At 69.5% G+C, this 20,470-nt stretch carries 17 protein-coding genes; 12 read left to right on the top strand and 5 right to left on the bottom strand.

The window, feature by feature from the left end; genetic code table 11:
• Nucleotides 1–14: 14 nt before the first annotated feature.
• The 6 genes from AB0B82_RS29845 to AB0B82_RS29820 all read left to right on the top strand — a co-directional run bounded on the left by AB0B82_RS29845 (nucleotide 15) and on the right by AB0B82_RS29820 (nucleotide 6,468).
• Complete coding sequence (locus AB0B82_RS29845; protein ID WP_360175867.1) at nucleotides 15–1,595, top strand: lactate racemase domain-containing protein; 1,581 nt, start codon at nucleotides 15–17, stop codon at nucleotides 1,593–1,595.
• Nucleotides 1,595–2,527 carry a lysophospholipid acyltransferase family protein gene (locus AB0B82_RS29840; protein ID WP_360175864.1) on the top strand — a complete coding sequence of 311 codons (933 nt, stop codon included), beginning with the start codon at nucleotides 1,595–1,597 and terminating at the stop codon, nucleotides 2,525–2,527. Before AB0B82_RS29845 ends, AB0B82_RS29840 begins: the two co-directional genes overlap by 1 nt.
• A 313-nt stretch (nucleotides 2,528–2,840) precedes the next feature.
• Nucleotides 2,841–3,602, top strand: coding sequence for an imidazole glycerol phosphate synthase subunit HisF (gene hisF, locus AB0B82_RS29835; protein WP_360175861.1), 762 nt, complete (start codon nucleotides 2,841–2,843; stop codon nucleotides 3,600–3,602).
• 2 nt (nucleotides 3,603–3,604) lie between these two features.
• Nucleotides 3,605–4,123, top strand: coding sequence for a MarR family transcriptional regulator (locus AB0B82_RS29830; protein WP_360175891.1), 519 nt, complete (start codon nucleotides 3,605–3,607; stop codon nucleotides 4,121–4,123).
• A 231-nt stretch (nucleotides 4,124–4,354) separates the two neighbouring features.
• The gene (locus AB0B82_RS29825) at nucleotides 4,355–4,861 is read left to right on the top strand and encodes a MarR family transcriptional regulator (protein ID WP_360175858.1); all 507 of its coding nucleotides are present in this window, start codon (nucleotides 4,355–4,357) and stop codon (nucleotides 4,859–4,861) included.
• Nucleotides 4,861–6,468 (top strand): MDR family MFS transporter, encoded by a 1,608-nt coding sequence (locus tag AB0B82_RS29820; RefSeq protein WP_360175855.1) that lies wholly within the window; start codon nucleotides 4,861–4,863, stop codon nucleotides 6,466–6,468. The genes AB0B82_RS29825 and AB0B82_RS29820 overlap by 1 nt, the downstream gene beginning before the upstream one ends.
• Nucleotides 6,469–6,481: 13 nt before the next feature.
• Here AB0B82_RS29820 and AB0B82_RS29815 read toward each other — a convergent pair whose 3' ends face one another.
• From AB0B82_RS29815 to dacB, 4 genes are read right to left on the bottom strand one after another with little or no spacing between them, the layout of a single operon-like run.
• Nucleotides 6,482–7,738 carry an MFS transporter gene (locus AB0B82_RS29815; protein ID WP_360175852.1) on the bottom strand — a complete coding sequence of 419 codons (1,257 nt, stop codon included), beginning with the start codon at nucleotides 7,736–7,738 and terminating at the stop codon, nucleotides 6,482–6,484.
• Nucleotides 7,735–8,382, bottom strand: coding sequence for an ArsR family transcriptional regulator (locus AB0B82_RS29810; protein ID WP_360175849.1), 648 nt, complete (start codon nucleotides 8,380–8,382; stop codon nucleotides 7,735–7,737). Before AB0B82_RS29810 ends, AB0B82_RS29815 begins: the two co-directional genes overlap by 4 nt.
• A 39-nt stretch (nucleotides 8,383–8,421) precedes the next feature.
• A complete protein-coding gene (locus tag AB0B82_RS29805) occupies nucleotides 8,422–9,381 on the bottom strand; it encodes a GNAT family N-acetyltransferase (protein ID WP_360175846.1) in 960 nt (319 codons plus the stop codon).
• A gap of 54 nt (nucleotides 9,382–9,435) precedes the next feature.
• A complete protein-coding gene (gene dacB, locus AB0B82_RS29800; protein ID WP_360175843.1) occupies nucleotides 9,436–10,995 on the bottom strand; it encodes a D-alanyl-D-alanine carboxypeptidase/D-alanyl-D-alanine-endopeptidase in 1,560 nt (519 codons plus the stop codon).
• A 148-nt stretch (nucleotides 10,996–11,143) separates the two neighbouring features.
• Here dacB and AB0B82_RS29795 point away from each other — a divergent pair, with 148 nt between their 5' ends.
• The 4 genes from AB0B82_RS29795 (at nucleotide 11,144) to AB0B82_RS29780 (ending at nucleotide 16,002) form a co-directional block, all read left to right on the top strand.
• Complete coding sequence (locus AB0B82_RS29795; RefSeq protein ID WP_360175840.1) at nucleotides 11,144–12,442, top strand: family 43 glycosylhydrolase; 1,299 nt, start codon at nucleotides 11,144–11,146, stop codon at nucleotides 12,440–12,442.
• A gap of 90 nt (nucleotides 12,443–12,532) precedes the next feature.
• The gene (locus AB0B82_RS29790; RefSeq protein ID WP_360175837.1) at nucleotides 12,533–14,638 is read left to right on the top strand and encodes an alkaline phosphatase family protein; all 2,106 of its coding nucleotides are present in this window, start codon (nucleotides 12,533–12,535) and stop codon (nucleotides 14,636–14,638) included.
• A 15-nt stretch (nucleotides 14,639–14,653) separates the two neighbouring features.
• Nucleotides 14,654–15,418: an MBL fold metallo-hydrolase gene (locus AB0B82_RS29785; protein ID WP_360175834.1), complete on the top strand. Its 765-nt coding sequence runs from the start codon at nucleotides 14,654–14,656 to the stop codon at nucleotides 15,416–15,418.
• Complete coding sequence (locus tag AB0B82_RS29780) at nucleotides 15,415–16,002, top strand: VTT domain-containing protein (protein ID WP_360175831.1); 588 nt, start codon at nucleotides 15,415–15,417, stop codon at nucleotides 16,000–16,002. Before AB0B82_RS29785 ends, AB0B82_RS29780 begins: the two co-directional genes overlap by 4 nt.
• Here the strand turns inward: AB0B82_RS29780 and AB0B82_RS29775 are convergent.
• A complete protein-coding gene (locus AB0B82_RS29775; RefSeq protein WP_360175828.1) occupies nucleotides 15,988–16,629 on the bottom strand; it encodes a TIGR03085 family metal-binding protein in 642 nt (213 codons plus the stop codon). The two genes, AB0B82_RS29780 and AB0B82_RS29775, sit on opposite strands and share 15 nt — an antisense overlap.
• A 96-nt stretch (nucleotides 16,630–16,725) precedes the next feature.
• Between AB0B82_RS29775 and AB0B82_RS29770 the strand changes: the two genes are divergently transcribed.
• Together AB0B82_RS29770 and AB0B82_RS29765 are read left to right on the top strand one after the other, a co-directional pair.
• Nucleotides 16,726–18,594 carry an ABC transporter ATP-binding protein gene (locus AB0B82_RS29770; RefSeq protein WP_360175825.1) on the top strand — a complete coding sequence of 623 codons (1,869 nt, stop codon included), beginning with the start codon at nucleotides 16,726–16,728 and terminating at the stop codon, nucleotides 18,592–18,594.
• Nucleotides 18,591–20,387 carry an ABC transporter ATP-binding protein gene (locus AB0B82_RS29765; protein ID WP_360175822.1) on the top strand — a complete coding sequence of 599 codons (1,797 nt, stop codon included), beginning with the start codon at nucleotides 18,591–18,593 and terminating at the stop codon, nucleotides 20,385–20,387. The genes AB0B82_RS29770 and AB0B82_RS29765 overlap by 4 nt, the downstream gene beginning before the upstream one ends.
• The last annotated feature ends 83 nt before the right edge of the window (nucleotides 20,388–20,470 follow it).

The following is a 20,470-nucleotide window of genomic DNA, read 5'->3' as shown; positions in this document are numbered from 1 at the left end:
AGAGAGGTTCTGACATGTCTCGGCCAGGTTTCGTGCTCGAGGTTGACGACCGCACGCCGCCGTTGATCGTGCACAACGGCGAAGGCTTCCTGCTGGAGCGGTTCCCGCTCGGCACCCGGGTGGTGTACCCGCCGGAGGCGCTGCCGGCCGTTCGCGACGTCGACGAGGCGATCCAGAACGCGCTGCTGAACCCGATCGAGTCCGAGCCGCTGCCGGAGCTGCTGCGGCCGGGCATGCGGCTGACGATCGCCTTCGACGACATCTCGCTGCCGTTGCCGCCGATGAAGAAGCCGGACATCCGGCAGCGCGTCATCGAGGCCGTGCTGGAGCTGGCCGCGCAGGCCGGTGTCGACGACGTCGAGCTGATCTCGGCGAACGCGCTGCACCGCCGGCTGACCCCGAACGAGCTGCGCGACATCGTCGGCGAGCGGGTGTTCCGGTCGTTCTTCCCCGACGGCAAGCTCTACAACTTCGACGCCGAGGACCGCGACAACCTGACCCACCTGGGCCAGACCCGGCACGGCGAGGACGTCGAGATCTCCAAGCGGGCGGCCGAGTCCGACCTGCTGGTGTACGTGAACGTGAACCTGGTCGCGATGGACGGCGGCCACAAGTCCACGTCGATCGGCCTGGCGTCGTACAAGTCGCTGAAGCACCACCACAACAGCCACACGATGATTCACTCGCGGTCCTTCATGGACCACAAGGCCTCGAAGATGCACCACTCCGCGTGGCGGATGGGTGAGGTGCTGACCCAGCACGTCAAGGTCTTCCAGATCGAGACCACGCTCAGCAACGACATCTTCGGCGGACCGCTGGAGTTCCTGCAGAAGCGCGAGTGGGAGTGGTCGCTCAAGGACCAGGCCTCGATGCTCGGCACCAAGCGCGCGCTCGCGGCGGCGCCGGCCAAGCTGCGGCACAAGATCTTCACCGACGTCCGGGCGAACTACCAGCTGTCCGGGATCAACGCCGGCGCGATCGAGCCGGTGCACGAGAAGACCATCGAGATGGTGCACCGCCAGCACCTGGTCGAGGTCCAGGGCCAGGCCGACGTCGGCGTCATCGGCGTCCCGTACCTCGGTCCGTACAACGTGAACTCGGTGATGAACCCGATCCTCGCCGCGTGCATGGGGATGGGCTACCACTTCAACTCCTACCGCGGGAACCCGATCGTCCGGAAGGACGGCGCGCTGATCCTGTACCACCCGGTGCCGTACGAGTTCAGCCAGCTGCATCACCCGTCGTACGTCGACTTCTTCGAGGAAGTACTTGCCGAGAGCACCGATCCGGCGACGATCGAGGCGAAGTTCGAGAAGCAGTACGCCGAGGACCCGTGGTACATCCACCTGTACCGGACGTCGTACGCGTACCACGGCGTGCACCCGTTCTACATGTGGTACTGGATCTCGCACGCGCTGGACCACTGCGGCGACATCGTCTGGGTCGGCGCGAACCGCAAGACCGTCGAGCGGATGGGCTTCCGGTCCGCGTCGACGCTGCAGGACGCACTCGAGATGGTCAGCCATTCGGTCGGCCGGTCGCCGTCGATCACGTACCTGCACAACCCGCCGCACCTGATCGCGGACGTGCGCTGATGGGGTCCGGTCTGGTGAAGTTCGGCAAGGAGACCGCGCGCGACGTCAAGCAGGTCGCGCGCGGCTGGCGCTGGGGCCGGCGGCCGCAGGTGCCGCGCTCGGCCGAGCCGTACGTGATCCCCAAGGAGACCGCGGTCTTCCCGACCAAGTGGGCGCGGACGCCGGCCGCGATCGCGGTCCGCGACCTGATCCAGAAGGGGCCGCTGAACGCGGTACTGAACTTCGAAGTCAGCCCGCAGGTGAGCGGCCTGGACTCGCTGCTCAAGCTGGACGGCCCGGCGATCATCGTCGCGAACCACTCGTCGCACCTCGACACCCCGTTGCTGCTGCTGTCGCTGCCGGACGCGATGCGGCGCAAGACCGCGTTCGCGGCGGCTGCCGACTACTTCTTCGACACCTGGTGGCGGGCCGCCGGGTCGGCGATCGTGTTCAACACGTTCCCGATCGAGCGGCGCGGCGGCAAGATGAGCTCCACACCCGGCGACCTGCTCGCCGACGGCTGGAACGTCGTTGTGTTCCCGGAGGGCACGCGCTCGCCGGACGGCTGGGTGCAGCGGTTCCGGATGGGTGCGGCGTACCTCGCTGTCGAGCACAACGTGCCGGTCATCCCGGTCGGGATCAAGGGTTCGTTCGCCGCGATGCCGCGCGGTCGCGGCTGGCCGGTGCCGGGCCGCCCGGCGGTGCACGTCCGGTACGGCGACCCGCTGAAGCCGGCCGACGGCGAGAGTGCGCGTGACTTCGCGCCGCGGATCGCCGCCGCGGTGTCGGCGCTGCTCGACGAGGAGTCAACCACCTGGTACGAGTCCCGCCGCCGGGCCGCGATCGGCGCGTCGCCCTCGCAGACCGGCCCCGATGCCGCGCACTGGCGCCGTGTCTGGGAGTCGACCCGCCCGATGAGGTCCACCGACAACCGCCGCCGCGCCTGGAAGTAGACCCACCCGCCGGGGACTGTGAACAAGGTATTGCCTGTTCACGGTCCCCGTCCCCTGTCCAGAGTCCCCGTTCCTGTCCACGGTCCCCGCTGGGTGTGCATGGTGTCCGGTGGGTGTGGACGGTGCTTGCTGGATGTGTACGGAGCCCGGACTTGTACCCGCGGCTTCGGCTGGAAGTAGCCCCACGTGCCGGGGACTCTGAACAAGGTATTGCTTGTTCACGGTCCGTGGTGCTTGTTCGGAGTCCGCGGTGCTTGTTCACGGTCCCGGTGACGGTCATCGGCGCCGGGGGTGCACCGGTACGCTGGGCGGCGTGAGTCTTGCCGTGCGGGTCATTCCCTGTCTGGACGTCGATGCCGGACGGGTGGTCAAAGGTGTCAACTTCGCGGATCTGCGCGACGCCGGGGATCCGGTGGAGATGGCGCAGGTGTACGACGCGGAGGGCGCCGACGAGCTGACCTTCCTCGACATCACCGCGTCGTCGGGTTCGCGCGAGACGACGTACGACGTGGTTCGGCGGACCGCGGAGCAGGTGTTCATCCCGTTGACCGTGGGCGGCGGTGTCCGCGAGGTGACCGATGTGGACCGGCTGTTGCGGGCCGGTGCGGACAAGGTCGGGATCAACACCGGCGCGATCGTGCGGCCGGAGGTGATTCGGGAGATCGCGCACCGGTTCGGCAACCAGGTCTTGGTGCTGTCGCTGGACGTTCGGCGGTCCGCGGAGCAGCCGAGCGGGTTCGAGGTGACGACGCACGGCGGCCGGAAGTCGGCCGGTCTGGACGCGATCGAGTGGGCGCAGCGCGGCTGCGAGCTCGGCGCGGGCGAGATCCTGCTGAACTCGATGGACGCCGACGGTACCAAGCAGGGGTTCGACCTCGAGCTGATCAAGGCGGTCCGCGCGGTGGTCGACGTACCGCTGATCGCCAGCGGGGGAGCGGGAGCGCCGGAGCATTTCCCGCCCGCGGTGCAGGCGGGCGCGGACGCCGTGCTCGCGGCGAGCGTGTTCCACTTCGGCGACTTCCGGATCTCCGACGTGAAGAAGGCACTCCGCGACGCCGGGATCGTGGTCCGGTGAGCATGCAGGTCGAGCACCCGAAGCAGTCCGGGCAGTCGGGGCAGTCGGGGCAGTCGGGGCAGTCTGGCCAGATGGAGCACTCGGCGCAGTTGGTCGCGGCGATCGAGCAGGAGCTGTCGGCGCTGTTCCGGCGCTCGCGGTCGGCGTCGCTGCGGCTCGCCCGCCGGGTGCATCCGGAGATGGACGCGGCCGGCTACGCGCTGATCTCCCAGATCGAGCTGGGTACCGGCAACGGCGCCGGCGTGCGGGCGTCCGACGTGGCGCACGTCCTCGGCCTCGACAAGTCGACCGTCAGCCGCGGGATCCACCAGCTCGAGAAGCTCGGCCTGATCGAACGCGTCGGCGACCCCGACGACGGTCGCGCCCGTCTGCTCAGGCTCACCGCCACCGGCGCCGAACGGTACGAGGCCATGCGTGCCCAGCGGCAGACCGAGTTCCGCGCGATCCTCGACCGCTGGAACCCGACGGACCTCGCCGACCTCGGCCGCCTGCTGGCCCGCCTCAACGCCGACCTCGGCTGACCACTCACCTCGGCTGGCCACTCACCTCGGCTGACCTCACCCATCTTGAGCCCTTCCCCAAAGACTGCGGTGCTCCGCCGTACGTCGGGCCCACTCGGCGCATCCTGGACCGATCATCGCGATGCGTGACCAATTCCCGCCTGGACCGAGCAAGCTGTCACTCTGGGTATATGACGCGGGCCAGCCTGGCGATGGTTGCAGAAACCAACTATCGAGGTATATAGTTGGGTTATGCAACTAGCTCAGCAACCCCTTGTCCCGGGGGCAGAGCGGGATGCGGCCGCCCAGGAGGTGCTCGAATCGGTGAGCGCCCTGGTCCGGGCCGTGCGGTGTATCGAGCACCGGCAACTCACCAGCGACGGCAGGCTGCGCCGGTCGGACGCGAGTGTGCTCAAGGTGCTGCGGAAGGACGGCGAGCAGCGTGGCGGCGAGATCGCCGCGAAGCTCGGCGTCGATGCGTCCGTGGTGAGCCGGCAACTGACCGCGCTGGAGGCCGACGGCCTGGTGAGCCGTCGTCCGGACCCGGCCGACGCGCGCGTCGGGCTGGTCAGCCTGTCCGCCGAAGGCAAGGCCCAGCTCGAGGCGCTCTACTCCTCCTACACCCGGCAGCTGAGAACCGCGCTGGCGGACCTCGACGACGACGCCCTGTTCGCGGCCGCTGAAACCATGCAGCGCGTCGCCGCGGCGATCACCGAGGCCAACCAGGTCGTGAGGCGAAACCCCAAGACTGGAGACTGATGACTGTCACCGAGACCCGGCCGCAGCCCACGCCCGCTGCACCGGAACTCACCCATCGCGAGATCCTCGAAATCCTGATCGGACTGCTCGCCGCGCTGTTCACGGCGATGCTCAGCTCGACGATCGTCAGCAACGCCCTGCCGACGATCATCGCGGACCTCGAAGGCACCCAGACGCAGTACACCTGGGTGCTGACCGCGAGCCTGCTGGCCACGACGGTGTCCACCCCGATCTGGGGCAAGCTGTCCGACCTGATGAGCAAGAAACTGCTGGTCCAGGTGGCGATCTCGGTCTTCGTGATCGGGTCGGCGCTGGCCGGGATGGCGCACAATGTGCCGTTCCTGATCGGCGCCCGGGTACTGCAGGGCCTGGCGATGGGCGGTCTGATGGCGCTCGCCCAGGCCATCATCGGCGCCGCGATCCCGCCCCGGTCCCGCGGCCGGTACTCCGGCTACATGGGTGCCGTGATGGCGGTCGCCACGGTGAGCGGCCCGCTCATCGGCGGCGTCATCGTCGACACCTCGTGGCTCGGCTGGCGCTGGTGCTTCTACGTCTGCGTCCCGCTGGCCGTGGTCAGCCTGGTGGTCCTGCAGAAGTACCTGCGGCTGCCGCTGCTGAAGCGCAAGGTCCGGATTGACTACCTCGGTGCGGTACTGATCAGCATCGCGGCCAGCCTGCCGCTGCTCTGGGTCACCTTCGCCGGGTCGGACTTCGCGTGGGTCTCTTGGGAGTCCGCGCTCTTCGTCGGCGGCACGCTGGTCGTCGGCTTCCTCGCGGTCCTGGTCGAGAACCGCGCGGCCGAGCCGCTGGTTCCGCTGAAGGTCGTCCGCGAGCGGACCACTGCGCTGGCGATCGTCGCCAGCCTGGCGGTCGGGATCGCGATGTTCGGCAGTGCGCTGTTCCTCGGGCAGTACTTCCAGATCGCCCGCGGTTACAGCCCGACTGAGGCCGGTCTGCTGACGATTCCGATGATGCTCGGTTCGTTCATCGGCTCGGCCGGGTCGGGGCAGCTGATCACCCGGTACGGCAAGTGGAAGCGGTACCTCGTTGCCGGTGGCATCTTGTTGCTGGCCGGTCTGCTCGTCCTCGGCACGATCGACCACGCGACGCCGTACTGGATCGTCGGGCTCGGCATGCTGGCGATGGGTCTCGGCATGGGCATGACGATGCAGAACCTCGTCCTCGCCGTTCAGAACACCGTCGACGTCACCCAGATCGGCGCCTCGTCGGCGAGCGTCGCGTTCTTCCGCAGCCTGGGCGGCGCGATCGGTGTCTCGGCTCTCGGCGCTGTGCTCGCGGCCCGGGTCAAGGACCTGATCATCGCCGGTGTCGCGGCCGGACCGAACGGTGCCGCGGCGGCGCGCAAGCTGCAGGAGGGCGGTTCGGACGGAACCAGCCTGCTCGACGTGAAGAACCTGCCGCCGCAACTGGCCGAACTGGTCCGGCACGCGTACGGCGACGCCACCGGGCGGATCTTCCTGATCTCGGCCGCGTGTGCCGTGGTCAGCCTGGTCGCGGTCTTGTTCATCAAGGAGGTCCCGCTGCGCCGGACCGTCGCGAAGGTGGACGACGTCGAGGACCTCGCCGACCGCGCCGTCCACGACTGACCGCTCGGAATCACTACAGCTCGGGCGGCTCCAGGCCGGTCAGTTCCCGGGCGCGGATGATCGGCGTACCGATCAGCCACAGCACCGACAGCAGGCCGCCGGCGGCGGACACGAGGAGGGTTTCCCGGACACCGATCCAGGTGCCGAGGAACCCTCCGACGACCGCGCCGAGCGGCCTGATGCCGTAGTTGATGGTGCTGAACGCCCCGGCCACCCGGCTCCGCATGTGCTCGTGCACGACGGCCGCCTCGAGTGAGTTCAGCGGTACGTCGAAGCACATCACCGCGAAGGCCCCGACGAACTCGGCCACTGCCAGCGCGGCCGCCTTCACCCAGGTCGGACCGTCGGCCAGTGCGGCGATCGCGACCGAACCCGGGAAGACGACCGCGCCGAAGGCGATGACCGGACCGGCACCGAGTCGCCGGCTGAGTGGCGACGCGGACACCGCACCGAGCAGGCCGCCCGAGGCGCCGATGCCGAGCGCCACACCGATCACGCCGGCCGACAGCCCGAGGTTGCGGCTCGCGAACAGCACCAGCAGCGCCAAGCTGATCAGGTTGAAGAAGTTCACGGTCGTCGCGCAGGCGAGGCCCGGGCGCAGATACGGGTGCTTCAGCACGTAGCGCATGCCGGCGGCCGCCCGGCGCAGCAGCGGTTCGCTCGATTCCTCGGTGACGGCCGGTTCGACGTCGAGCCGGCTGAGCTGGATCGCGGAGAACACGAAGGTCAACGCGTCGGCGATCATCGCGAACGGCGCCGTCAGCCATTGCACCAGCAGACCGCCGAGCGCCGGCCCGCCCATGAACGAAATCGACCGCGTCGCGGACAGTTTGCTGTTCGCCTCGAGGTAGTCCTCCCGCGCGACGAGCCGGACGAAGAACGCCGCATACGCCGTGTTGAACATCACGTGCGCCGTACCGGCGAGGATCGCGATCACGTAGAGATGCCCGAGCGTCAGCAGATCGAGCCAGTACGCGACGGGCAGGGTGAGCAGGACGACGGTCCGGATCAGGTCCGCGGCGATCATCAGCGGCCGCTTGTCGGGTCGACGATCGACCCAGGCGCCGATGAACAGCGACGCGAGGTTCGGCAGCCAGACCGCCGCGGTCAGGAACCCGACCTGGCTGGGGGAGGCGTCCAGCATCGTGACCGCGATCAGCGGCAGCGCGAGCTCGGTGATCCGGTCGCCGAACTCCGAAACGCCCTGCGCTGACCAGAAGGTCCGGAACCGCCGGTCCCGCCACAGCCCGGCGGTGGTCGCGGTGCTCACTCGGACTCCGTTGCTCTGGACTCCTTGACGGGTGCGGTGCCTGTTGCCTCGGGCCCTGCTTCTGTTGCCTCTGGCAAGGAGAAGCGCAGGTGCCGGACCGGGCGGGCGTCCGCGGGGACGTCGCCGGTGGTGTGCCGCTCGACGTACGGGGCCAGCAGCTGCTCGATCGCGTCCTCGATCGCCTCGATCTCGTCCGGGGTGGCGAGCAGCAGGGTGTTGGCAGAGCCGGCCCGGCGGCTCCACTCCGGATCCAGGTGCGGCTCGGCGCCGACCAGCCAGTCCTGCACGGCTTCGAGGGCCTGGTTCATGATCTCGGTCCGCAGCAGCCGGCCGGCCTCGGCGCCTTCCGCGGTGTCCGGCATCTCGTACCGGAAACCGCGGGCGACGGCGTACCACCAGCGCTGGCGGCGGTCGGAGCCGCTCGGCGGCGGCCCGTCGTGGACGAGACCGAAGTTGGCGAGGTGCCGCAGGTGCCAGCTGGTCACGGAAGGGGAGGCGCCGACGTGCTCGGACAGCTGCGTCGCGGTCGCCGGGCCGTTGCGCTGCAGGTAGCTGAGCGCGGCGAGCCGGACCGGATGCGCCAACGCCCGCATCGCTTGCGGGTCGGTGATCTCGAAATCGCCGTACGGATTCCTGAGAGACATGTTTCGAGAGTAATCTCTCAGAACTCTGAGAGCAACCTCTCAGATCTCGATCGTGCGCGTCCAGATGTCACTGATCACGTCGGGGCCCATGCCGGCGCCGGTATAGAGCGCGACGGCGGGGGTCGGGTTGCTCGAGTCCACGTGCAGGATCGTGCCGGTGCGACCGGCGGCGTGGTCGACGGCGAAGGCGTCCCGGAGCAGGAACTTGGCGAGGCCGCGGCCGCGGGCCGGCGGGACGACGGCGAGCCGCCCGACGTACCCGCAGTTGTCGGTGCTGACGAAGTTGTCGTTGCACTCGGTCATGCCGACGGGCCGGCCGTCGAGCTCGGCGATCGTCACCTGCGACCAGTCGAACGTGGACCGGCTCTCCCGCGACGCGACCCATTCCGCGAACGGCCGGGGGAGTGTCCCGGGCTGAGTTGCGAACGACTCCATCAGTACGGCGTGGGCGGCCCGGCGAGACGCTTCGTCCGGTGCGCCGCGGCGTACGACGACACCGTCCGGTACGGCGGGCGGCGCCACCGGACCGTCGAAGGTGATCCGCATCCGGTGCACCGACGTACCGACCGCGTAGCCACGAGCTCTGACAACCGCGGCGAGCCGCGCGTCCTGACGGATCACGCCGAGCCTGACGACGACCTCCCGCCGTCCGGTGCTCTGACTGACCTCGTGTGCCCGGCGCTCGGCCTGATCCAGCAACCAGCCGAGCACGGCCGGCTCCTCGCCGAGGATGTCGACGTTCACGTGCGTGCCACCGGTGATCGCCACCGCGGTGGCCGATCCCGCGAACCCGTCCGGCCCTTGCACCATCCAGCCGTCCGTCGCCAGGTCCACCCCAGGATCCCGCAGATAGTTGGCCACATCCTCGGCACTGTGCTTCGCGAACCCGAGCAGTGCGGAGGTGTGAACGGCCGACCGCTGTGCAATCAGTGGAGCGTCCTCCAGCCGCATTGCGCGAGCGGTGTAGCCAGCCGGGGGAGTGGGGAGTGCGGCAGTCATTCCCACATCGTCGGGAACGACCGCCGCACTGTCGAACGGATTAGGTCCAGCGGATCAGCAGGCCTTGTCCCACTCGAGTTCGCAGGTGGTGGACTGAGCCTTGCGGAAGTTGTTCGGTACGGCGGCCGGTGGGTTCTCGTCGGACCAGGACGCCAGGGTCACGCCGACCGCGTCCTCGATCGAGCGCGGGCTGGTCAGGTAGTTGTTGCTGATCATCGAGAACACCAGCTTGCGCCCGTCCGCCGTCGTCACGTACCCGGACAGCGACGTGACACCGGTGAGCGAACCGGTCTTGCCGTGCAGGTTGTTCGCGGCCGGTGTGTTCTGCATCCGGCTGCGCAGCGTGCCGCCGACGAACCGGGTCGGGTTACCGGCGATCGGCAGGGCGTCGTACCACTGCTGCCACCAAGGCTCCTGCTGTGCACCGATCAGGACGTCGGTGATGGAGTCCGCGGTGACATTGACCTTGCGGGACAGACCGGAGCCGTCGGACAGCCGGATCCGGCTTGTGTCGACCCCGAGGCTCTTCGCGTAGTCGGTGACGACGCCGAGCCCGGCGGACCAGCTGCCCTCGGCTTCGGCGACGGCGCCCATCGCCTTGACCAGGGTCTCGGCGTGCATGTTGTTGGACAGCTTGAGGAACGGCGTCATCAGCTCGCCGACCGTCATCGACTCGTCCCGGGCCAGTCGGGCTGCACCGGCCGGCGTCGCCGCGTTCTTGATCTTGCCGCTGACCGTGATGCCCTGCGCGGCGAGCGCGCGCTTGAACACGTCGGCGGCGTACAACTCGGGCTCCCACACGGTCACCCACTCCTGGCCGACCGACGCGCCGAGCGGCACCGAGCCGGTCACCCGGACCACGTTGGTGCCGTGGTCGCGCTCGATGCTCAGCGTGTTCGACGACCCGGCCGCACCGGTGGTCGCGGTGTTGACGAGCTTCAGTACGCCGTTGGCGGGCACCAGGCCGAGCTGCACCGGAGCACCGACCGTGGCGCCGGGGCGGCTCTCGACGATCGCCGTACCGGAGTCGTAGTCGGTGTTCGGCGCCAGCGTCAGCGCGGAGATCTGGGCGTTGTAGTAGAACGGCTCGTCGTCCCACGCCCAGCTGTCACCGAGGCGGACGTGGTCGAAGTACGTGTCGTCGGCGATCAGGTCGCCGTGCACCCGTTTGACGCCGGCGGCCTTGAGTTGCTTCGCGAGCGCGACGTAGTCGGACTCGAGCGCGGTGGGGTCGCCGTACCCCTTCAGGTAGAGGTTGCCGAGCAGCTGTCCACCGCGGACGGGTGCGGTGGCGAGCACGTCGGTGTGGAAGCGGTACGACGGCCCGAGCACGTGCATCGCGGCCGTCGAGGAGAACAGTTTGGTGTTCGATGCGGGCAGCATCCGCTGCGCGCCGTTGCGGTCGTACAGGGTCTCGCCGGTGGTCGCGTCGCGCACCACGAGCGCGACCTGCGATCCGTCGTACCGGCTGTCGTTCAGCAGACCGTCGAGCCGCTGTTGCAGTGCGGTCTCCTGGACCGCGGCGGGGGCGCCGGCGGACTGGGTCACGACTCCACCCACGGCGGCCGCGACCGCCGCGACCGCGGCGATCATCCCTTTCGGTAAACGACTCACGAAGCACTCCTAGAAGGCAGGCGGAAATCTACTAGCGGCAGTCTCCGCCCGGTGGCCTCCCGGGTCCAGGGATTCCGGCATGGCGTTTCAGGTGAATCGATGGAAAAGTTGGTCGCACAGGTATCCGCCCCACCTGAGGAGTCCCTCCATGCGACGACTTCTGACCGCTGCGCTGGCGGTCTTCGGCCTCGCGGCCTTCCTGACCACACCCACCCAGGCTGCGACGACCGCAGCCGTCTTCCCGGCCGAGATCATCGGCGAGAACTTCCCCGATCCGGACGTCTTCGAGCAGAACGGGACCTGGTACGCCTACGCGACCAACGGCGCCCGCGGCACCCTGCCGGTCGCGACCGCGCCGAGCGCCAACGGCCCGTGGACGGTCCGCGGTGACGCGATGCCCGGCGGTCCCTCGAGTGCCTGGGCCCAGCCCGGCCGCACCTGGGCGCCGGACGTGTACCCGAACCTCGACGGCACCTACACCCTCACCTACACCGCCTGGCACAAGGCGTCCGGCCGGCAGTGCATCGGAGTCGCCACCGCCACGAATCCGCTCGGCCCGTTCCAGCCGGTCGGTACGACGCCGCTGATCTGCCCGCTCAACCTCGGCGGCGCGATCGACGCGAACACGTTCGTCGACACCGACGGCACCCGCTACCTGGTCTGGAAGAACGACGGCAACGCGATCGGGCAGGCGTCGACACTCTGGCTGACGAGGACCGCCGACAACGGCCGCACGCTGGTCGGCGGCAACACCGCGCTGCTGACGTCGAGCAGCGTGATCGAGGCGCCCGACATCGTCCGGCGCGGCAGTCAGTACGTGCTGTTCTTCTCCGGCGGCGGGTACACCGACTGCAACTACCTGACGTCGTACGCGACCTCGGCGACGCTCGGCGGACCGTGGACGACGGCGTACCGGCCGTTGCTGACGACGGCGACGTTCGACAACCACATCTGCGGTCCGGGCGGTGCCGACATCGTCGGCGGCAAGGTGTTCGTCCACGGCTGGGTCGGTAACGGCCGGCATCTGTACGTCGCCGACATCGGGTACGCCAACGACTACCCGGTGGTGCGTGGCAGCCGGGTCCGGTACGAGGCCGAGCGCGGCACGCTGAACCACTGCGTCGTCCGGTCCAACGCCGCCGGTGCCTCGGACGGGAAGGTCGTCGCGTACATCGACTACGCCGACTCCTGGGTGCAGAACACCGTGTACGCCCCGGTGGCAGGCGGTTACACGCTGCATGTCGCGTACGCCAACGGGTCCGCGGCGACCGCGAGCCACGGGCTCGTTGTCAACGGCAACAACGCGGGGTCGGTCAGCTACCCGGTCACCGGCTGGGACAACTGGCGGCAGAGCTCGGTCTCGATCACGCTGAACGCCGGCTGGAACACGATCCGGTTGACGAAAGGCACCCTCTACACCGAGGTCGACTACCTCGAAGTGCAGTAGCGGCACCTGACGAAGGTGTCATCGATCCGTCCGTGCGACCCCGTACGCTCGTACTGCACGACGAGACGTACGGGGAGCACGAAGCGGGCGATGGCGAAACCACCAGAGCAACTGTCGAAGGACCGGCGCAGACGGCCGGTGTGGATCGACCTGCGCGGCACCGGACGGGGCCTGCAGGCGATGCTGTTCGGCGGGCTGGCGTCACTGATCTCGCTGACGATCACGTTTTGGCTGCTGCCACAGATCAGCAGCGACGGCCGGCTGCCGATCCTGCGGCTGGTCGTGCTGCTGGCGGTGTTCTCGGTGCTGATGCGCTGGATCCTGGCCGGGATCGCGGTGCTGATCGGGTCGATCGGCGTGCTCGTCGGCGGGCTGCTGTCGCAGTTCGCGGTGGTGTACCTCGGCATCACCGTCGACCCGGGGGTGAACCTGCACGGCGGCGTCGAGGCACCGGTGCTGGTCGCGATTGTGATGTCGTCGGTGAGCGCCTTCGTCGGCTGGGTCGCGTATGCGGGCAGTGACGACGCGTACGTCGCGGAGGTGATGCGCGGCGTGCATCGGCGGGCCCGGCGGATCCAGCCCGCGCCGAAGACCGGGATGCTGATCATCCAGATCGACGGCCTGTCCGCACCCCTGCTGAACTGGATGGTGCTGGCCGGCAACCTGCCGAACCTGGGCGGCTGGATCCGGGACGGCCGGCACTCGATGCTGTCCTGGCACACCGGCGTACCGGCCACCACGCCGGCCAGCCAGGCCGGGATCCTGCACGGTGGTTCGCGGCACATCCCGGCCTTCCGGTGGTACGAGAAGGAGACCGGCCGGGTGATGGTCACCAACCGCGGCCGGGACGCGGCGGAGATCGAGGCCCGGATGTCGACCGGCCGCGGCCTGCTCGCCGACGGCGGTGTCAGTATCAGCAACAACTGGTCCGGTGACGCGGCCAAGTGCGAGCTGGTGTTCAGCCGGGCCGGCCTTCCGAACAGCCGCAGCCGCGGCTACGTCCGGTTCTTCTCCAGTCCGCAGGGCGCTGCCCGCGGTCTGGTGCTGTGTGTGGCCGAGATGATCAAGGAACTGCACCAAGCCCGCCGGCAGCGCGTCCGGCGGCTCGTCCCGCGGGTCAAGCGCGGCGGTGCGTACATCTTCCTGCGCGCGGTGACCAACGTCCTGCTCCGCGACCTCAACGTCTCGCTGATCACCGACGAACTGGTCAAGGGCACGCCGGTGATCTACTGCGACTTCGTCGACTACGACGAGGTCGCGCACCACGCCGGTCCGACCCGCGCCGAGTCCCTGCAGACCCTCGAGGGACTGGATCGGGTGCTCGGCGCGCTGCAGCGGATCATCGACACCCTCCCGCACTCGTACGAGCTGGTCGTGCTGTCCGACCACGGCCAGAGCCAGGGCTCGACGTTCCTCCAGCGGTACGGTCGGACGCTCGCCGAGGTGGTCGACGACCTGGTCGACACCACCAAGGAGCCGGTCCAGGCCGTCGGCAAGTCCGAAGGCTGGGGCCCGGTCAACGCGTTCCTCACCGAGCTGAGCATGCGCGGCAGCGTCGCCGGCACCGTGACCCGGAAGGCGCTGCACGCGAAGACCGGCGAGGTGTCGCTCGGCCCGAAGGACTGCGAGCCGCAGGTCGCCGCGGACGAGCAGATGGTCGTCACGGCGTCCGGCAACCTCGCCCTGATCTACCTCGCGACGACGCCCGGGCGGGTGCCGTTGGAGGAGATCGAGTCGTTGCACCCGAAGCTGATCCCGGGCCTTGCGACGCATCCCGGCATCGGGTTCGTGGTGGTCGACTCGCTGGCCGAGGGCCCGGTCGCGATCGGGCGGGCCGGCGTCCGGGTGCTGCGCACCGGCCGGGTCGAGGGGGAAGACCCGCTGACGCCGTACGGCGAACTCGCGGCCGCGTCGATGCTCCGGCAGGCGGAGATGCCGCACAACGGCGACCTGGTGGTGGTGAGCCGGCTGGACGAGTACACCCACGAGGTGGCGGCGTTCGAGGAGCTGGTCGGCTGCCACGGCGGGATCGGCGGCTGGCAGACGGAGGCGGTCCTGGTGCACCCGAGCCGCTGGCGGCTGGACGAGCCTCCCGTAGGCTCCGACGCGGTGCACCGGGTGCTGATCGACTGGCTGGAGAAGCTTGGGCATCGCGAGGGCCTGGAGAAGCCGGTCGAGTCGAAAGTGGAGGCCTGAGAGCGTGCGAGTCCCATGCGAGTGACGTGGTGGGGTCATGCCACGACGACCATCGAGGCGAACGGCACCCGACTGCTCACCGATCCGGTGCTGACATCGCGGATCGCGCACCTGCGCCGCCGCCGCGGCCCGGCCCCGGCGCCCGAGGCGGGGGAGTGCGACGCGGTGCTGGTCTCGCATCTGCACGCCGACCACCTGCACCTCACGTCGCTGTCGTTCATCGCGCCCGACGCCGCGCTGATCGTGCCGCGCGGTGCGGCCAAGCTGGTCCACGCCGACCGCGGAGCGGCGTACTCGGACCGCTGCATCGAGGTCGCTCCCGGGAACCAGGTGCGGATCGGCGGGCTCGAGATCACCGCGGTCACCGCGCACCACGACGGCCGCCGGCTGCCCTGGTCGGGGTACTCGGCGCCGGCGCTCGGCTACCGGATCGACGGTTCGCCGAGCGTCTGGTTCGCCGGTGACACCGATCTGTACGACGGACTCGCCGCCGAGGCCGGACAGGTGGACCTCGCGCTGGTGCCGGTCGGTGGCTGGGGGCCGTCGCTCGGCGCGGGGCATCTGGACCCGGTGCGGGCCGCCGAAGCGGTGCGTCGGGTCGGTGCGTCGACGGCGGTGCCGGTACATTTCGGGACGTTCTGGCCGATCGGCTGCGACTGGATCAAGCCGGAGTTGTTCCTGCCACCGGGGGACCGCTTCAAGACCGCGATGACCGAGGTGGATCCTGCGGTGAAGGTGGAGGTTCTGGTGCCCGGTGCGTCGATCGAGGTGCCCGGATGACCGGGGATCCCAAGTTCGACCTCTGGTACCTGATCGTGCTGGCCGGAGCGGTGTTGCTCGGTGCCGTCCTGCCGGTGCTGCCGACGGGCGCCGCGGTGTCGGCAGGCGCCGTACTGGCCTCGCACAGCAACCCGATCGGGCTGGTCGGCGTGCTGATCGCGGGCACCGCGGGCGCGTACGTCGGGGACCTGATCGTGTACGCCGGCTGCCGCTTCGGGGGCGAGCGGCTGGCCGGGCGCGTCGGCTGGCTGCGCAACAACGGCTCGCTGGACTCGCTGCGCGATCGGCTGTCCTCGCACGAGGTCTCCGTGTTGCTGACCTCGCGGCTGATCCCGGGCGGCCGGGTGCCGGTGCTGCTCGCGGCCGGACTGGCCGGCTATCGGTGGGAGCGCTTCGCGGTGGTGGACCTGGCCGCGTCGTCGCTGTGGGCGGCGGTCTACATGGCGATCGGCCTGGTCGGGTACGCGCTGTTCGACGATCCGTGGGAGGGCGTTGTCGCGGCGATCGTGCTGGTCATCCTGACCACCGCGTTGAGCGGCGTGATCCGGCGTCGGCGCAACCGGAAGAAGTCACACGCCGAATGAGGCGTTCCGGAGCCGTTGCACAGCCTCCGGATCACCGTCCAGCTCGACGTCGGCCACTTGCTGCCGCCCGAAGCAGAACAGCACCAGCTCACCCGGCTCGCCCGTCACGGTGACCGACCCGAACTCGTTCGGACGCTTCGCGACCGCCGTCGTACCGTCCGGCCGCCGCAACACCAGACCGCTCGGCGACTTACGGGTCATCGTCTTCGCGGCCAGCCGGATCGCCTTCCACAGCCCGTCTTGCTGCGCGGCGGGCAGGGTGCGGGCGTCGTACGACGATTGGGCCCGGCGGACGTCCTCGTGATGGACGAAGTACTCCGTCGTGTTCAGCTGGTGCCCGAGCTTCGGCAGCGCATAGATCGAGACCGGCGGCGGACCGTTGCGGACCTTGTCGACCACTTCGGCGAAGCTGTAGCGCTGCTTGACCCGCTGCATCCGGCGCTCGGTGGTGTCGGACAGCGCCGGGATCATGATCCCCGGACCGGCCATCGGATCGGCCTCGCGGACGTACAGGTGCACCGCGAGGTCATAGGCGTCCCAGCCGTCGCAGAGTGTCGGGGCGGCAGGCCCGACCTGGTCGAAGAGGTCACACAGAGCGAGGCGTTCCACCCGGCTGTAGTCGGTCACAATCTCGATCGTAGTTGTCGGGTGGTGGTGGCAGAATGTCAATCGTTGTCATGCCTGTGTCCAGCTGTTGCACCTGACTGTCCTCTGGAGCGTGTCGTGCCTGTCCCGAAGGTCCCGGAAAGGGGCAGCGTCACCCGGCGCGGTTTCGCGGTACTGAGGGTGGCGATCTGGGAGGAGCCGGGCATCTTCGCGCTGTCCGTTCTGGCCGCGATGCTGTACGGGGCGATGACCGTGGCGGGCGGCTGGGCCCTCGGTTGGGCGACCGACCATGTGCTGCGGCCCGCGTTCGAGCGCGGCGACACCACCTTCGGCGCGATCGCGTCGCTGATCGGGTTGTTCATCGGGATCGCGATCCTGAACGCGATCGGCGTGGTCGGGCGGCGGCTCGGGGCCGGCATCATGCAGTTCCGGCTGCAGGCGACGTACCGGCGGCGGGTCACCCGGCAGTACCTGAAGCTGCCGCTGGAGTGGCACCACCAGCACTCGACCGGCATGTTGCTGTCGAACGCCAACGCCGACGTGGAGTCGACCTGGTTCGTGATCGCGCCGCTGCCGATGGCGATCGGCGTGATCGCGATGCTGGTGTTCGCGACCGTCGCGATGTTCGCGGCCGACGTCTGGCTGGCGCTGGTCGGCTGTCTGGTGTTCCCGCTGGTCTTCGTGGCGAACGTGATCTTCCAGCGGTACCTGCAGCCGCTCGCGACGCGGGCGCAGCAGTTGCGCGCCGACGTCTCCGAGGTCGCGCACGAGTCGTTCGACGGCGCGCTGGTGGTGAAGACGCTGGGCCGCGAGGCGGCAGAGACCGAGCGCTTCCGCGGCCCGACGTACGCGCTGCGGGACGCGAACATCGCGGTCAACAAAGCCCGCGGCATGTTCGACCCGGTGATCGACGGCCTGCCCCGGCTGGGCGTGCTCGCGGTGCTGCTGGTCGGTGTCGGGCGGGTGCGTTCCGGCGCCGCCGACGCGGGCGATGTGGTCCAGGTGGCGTTCCTGTTCACGCTGATCGGGTTCCCGATCCGGGCGCTCGGCTGGGTCCTCGGTGAGCTGCCGCGGTCGGTCGTCGGCTGGGACCGCGTGCAGCGCGTGCTCACGGCCGAAGGCGGGACGGAGTACGGCGATCAGCGGCTGACCTCGACGAAGGCGGCCGAGGTCGAGGTGACCGACCTGCGGTTCGGGTACTTGCCGGAGCGCGACGTACTCGCCGGAGTCGACTTCACCGTCGCGCCCGGCCGTACGGTCGCGGTGGTGGGGCCGACCGGTGCCGGGAAGTCGACGCTGACCACGCTGCTCACCCGGCTGGTCGACCCGGAGCAGGGCGCGGTGAAGGTCGACGGGATCGACCTGCGCGACCTGGCCCGCGACGAGCTCGCCGGATCGGTCGCGCTGGTCGCGCAGACCGCCTTCCTGTTCGACGACACGATTCGCGGCAACATCACGCTCGGCGGCGACTTCAGCGACGACGACGTCTGGGACGCGCTGCGGATCGCGCAGGGCGACGGCTTCGTGAAGGCGCTGCCGGACGGCCTGGACACCAAGGTCGGCGAGCGCGGGACGACGCTGTCCGGCGGTCAGCGGCAGCGGATCGCACTCGCGCGGGCGCTGGTCCGGCGGCCGCGGCTGCTCATCCTCGACGACGCGACCAGCGCGGTCGACCCGCAGGTCGAGGCGCGGATCCTCGCCGGGCTGCGGACCGCCGTGCAGGACGACGCCGGTGCGGCGACGACCGTGCTGGTGATTGCGTACCGGAAGGCGACGATCTCGCTCGCCGACGAGGTGCTGTTCCTGGACGAGGGCCGGGTCGTCGCGCACGGCACGCACGCCGAGCTGCAGGCGTCGACGCCCGCCTACCGGGACCTGGTCGACGCCTACGAGAAGGACGCCGAACGCCGTCAGGAAGAGGCGGACCTGGAGGCGGAGATCGACGACGACCTGGACGACCTCGACGCGGAAGGAGCCTCCGCGTGAGCGCGGCGGAAGCGAGCCGGCTGGACCACGGCGACAACGTCGGCGGCCTGCAGACCCTCAAGGACGGCCTCAAGGTCTCACCCGAGCTGTCCCGCGGGTGGTGGCTGACCGGGATCCTCGCGTTGATCATGACCGCGGGGCGGATCGTCGTACCGATCGCGGTCCAGCAGACCATCGACCGCGGCCTGTCCGCAGCGGGCGGCCCGGACATGTCGTACGTCGCCTGGATGTGCCTGATCTGCGCGCTCGGCGTGATCCTCACCGCGGGCGCGTCGTACCTGACGACCGTGCGGCTGGCGATCAACTCCGAGCACGGCCTGGCGACGATGCGGATCAAGGCGTTCCGGCACGTGCACGACCTGCCGGTGCTGACCCAGAGCACCGAGCGCCGCGGCGCACTGGTCAGCCGGGTCACGTCGGACGTCGACACGGTGTCGCAGTTCCTGCAGTTCGGCGGGTTCATCTTCCTGGTCAGCATCGGCCAGATGCTGCTCGCGACGGTCGTCATGTTCGTGTATTCGTGGCAGCTCGCGCTGGTCGTGCTGCTGTGCTTCATCCCGTTGTTCGCGAGCCTGAAGTACTTGCAGCGGCTGATGTCCTCGGCGTACGGCGTGGTGCGGGCGAAGGTCGGCGAAATGCTGTCGGCGATCGCGGAGCCGGTTGTCGGCGCGCAGGTGGTTAGGTCGTACGCGATCGAGCGGCGTACCCAGGAGCGCATCGACGCGACGATCGAGGACTACCGGAAGACGGCCACCCGGGCCCAGGCGTTCACCGGGCTGACGTTCTCGATCGGCGGTCTCGCCGCGGGGCTTGCGAACGCGGGCGTTCTGACCGTCGGCGTACTGCTCGGCGTCGCGAACCAGGCGACCCTGGGGGAACTGCTCGCGTTCATGTTCCTGGTGTCGCTGTTCTCGGACCCGGTGCAGATCGCCACCCAGGTGCTGACCGACGCACAGAGCGCGTTCGCGGGCTGGCGCCGGGTGCTCGGCGTGATCGCCACGCCGGCGGATGTCGCGGATCCGGGCGAGGACGGCGTACGGCAGCAGCGGGGGCCGATCACGGTCGAGTTCGACGACGTCTCGTTCGCCTACCCCGAGGGTGAGCTGGTGCTGCGCGACGTCGACGTACGGATCGAGCCGCACCGTCGCGTCGCGGTCGTTGGTGAGACCGGGTCCGGGAAGACGACGTTCGCGAAGTTGCTGACCCGGTTGATGGATCCAACCTCCGGCGCGGTCAAGCTGGACGGTGTCGACGCGCGGGAGATCTCGTTCGAGTCGCTGCGCGAGCGGGTCGTGATGGTGCCGCAGGACGGGTACCTGTTCGACGCGTCACTCGCCGAGAACGTACGATTCGGCCGCCCCGACGTCACCGACGACGAACTACTCGACGCCTTCGAGTCCCTCGGTCTCACGGACTGGTTGCAGTCACTGCCGGACGGTCTGCAATCGCCGGTCGGCCAACGCGGCGAGTCGTTGTCGGCGGGGGAGCGACAGCTGGTCGCTCTGGTCCGCGCGAACATCGCGGACCCGGACCTGCTGGTCCTCGACGAGGCGACGTCCGCGGTCGACCCCGGCACCGAGGTCCGGGTGAACGCGGCGTTGGAGCGCCTGATGACCGGCCGTACGTCGGTCACGATCGCCCACCGCCTCTCCACCGCCGAGGCCGCCGACGAGGTCCTGGTCTTCGACGAAGGCCAAGTGGTGGAGCGCGGGCCGCACAGTGAGCTGGTCAACGCCGGCGGCGTCTACACCCGCCTGCACAACAGTTGGACCGCCCAACGCACTGCCGTCTGACCCGAGCGGTGGCGAACCACAGAAGCGGGCGGCCCGCGGAGGGGCCGGCCCCGAAGTGGTGTGGCCGCCCGGGGGGGGGAGAG

The sequence above is a fragment of the Kribbella sp. NPDC048915 genome (assembly GCF_040649595.1).
Classification (GTDB): Bacteria; Actinomycetota; Actinomycetes; order Propionibacteriales; family Kribbellaceae; genus Kribbella.
This window is presented reverse-complemented; position numbering and strand designations above follow the sequence as displayed.

Excerpts from the sequence above, each read along its gene's own strand:
- AB0B82_RS29795 (WP_360175840.1), top strand. The coding sequence starts at position 11,144 with ATGCGACGACTTCTGACCGCTGCGCTGGCGGTCTTCGGCCTCGCGGCC.
- AB0B82_RS29805 (WP_360175846.1), bottom strand. The coding sequence starts at position 9,381 with ATGACTGCCGCACTCCCCACTCCCCCGGCTGGCTACACCGCTCGCGCA.
- AB0B82_RS29825 (WP_360175858.1), top strand. The coding sequence starts at position 4,355 with ATGCAACTAGCTCAGCAACCCCTTGTCCCGGGGGCAGAGCGGGATGCG.
- AB0B82_RS29820 (WP_360175855.1), top strand. The coding sequence starts at position 4,861 with ATGACTGTCACCGAGACCCGGCCGCAGCCCACGCCCGCTGCACCGGAA.
- AB0B82_RS29845 (WP_360175867.1), top strand. The coding sequence starts at position 15 with ATGTCTCGGCCAGGTTTCGTGCTCGAGGTTGACGACCGCACGCCGCCG.
- AB0B82_RS29810 (WP_360175849.1), bottom strand. The coding sequence starts at position 8,382 with ATGTCTCTCAGGAATCCGTACGGCGATTTCGAGATCACCGACCCGCAA.
- AB0B82_RS29780 (WP_360175831.1), top strand. The coding sequence starts at position 15,415 with ATGACCGGGGATCCCAAGTTCGACCTCTGGTACCTGATCGTGCTGGCC.
- AB0B82_RS29785 (WP_360175834.1), top strand. The coding sequence starts at position 14,654 with ATGCGAGTGACGTGGTGGGGTCATGCCACGACGACCATCGAGGCGAAC.
- AB0B82_RS29840 (WP_360175864.1), top strand. The coding sequence starts at position 1,595 with ATGGGGTCCGGTCTGGTGAAGTTCGGCAAGGAGACCGCGCGCGACGTC.
- AB0B82_RS29790 (WP_360175837.1), top strand. The coding sequence starts at position 12,533 with ATGGCGAAACCACCAGAGCAACTGTCGAAGGACCGGCGCAGACGGCCG.
- AB0B82_RS29830 (WP_360175891.1), top strand. The coding sequence starts at position 3,605 with ATGCAGGTCGAGCACCCGAAGCAGTCCGGGCAGTCGGGGCAGTCGGGG.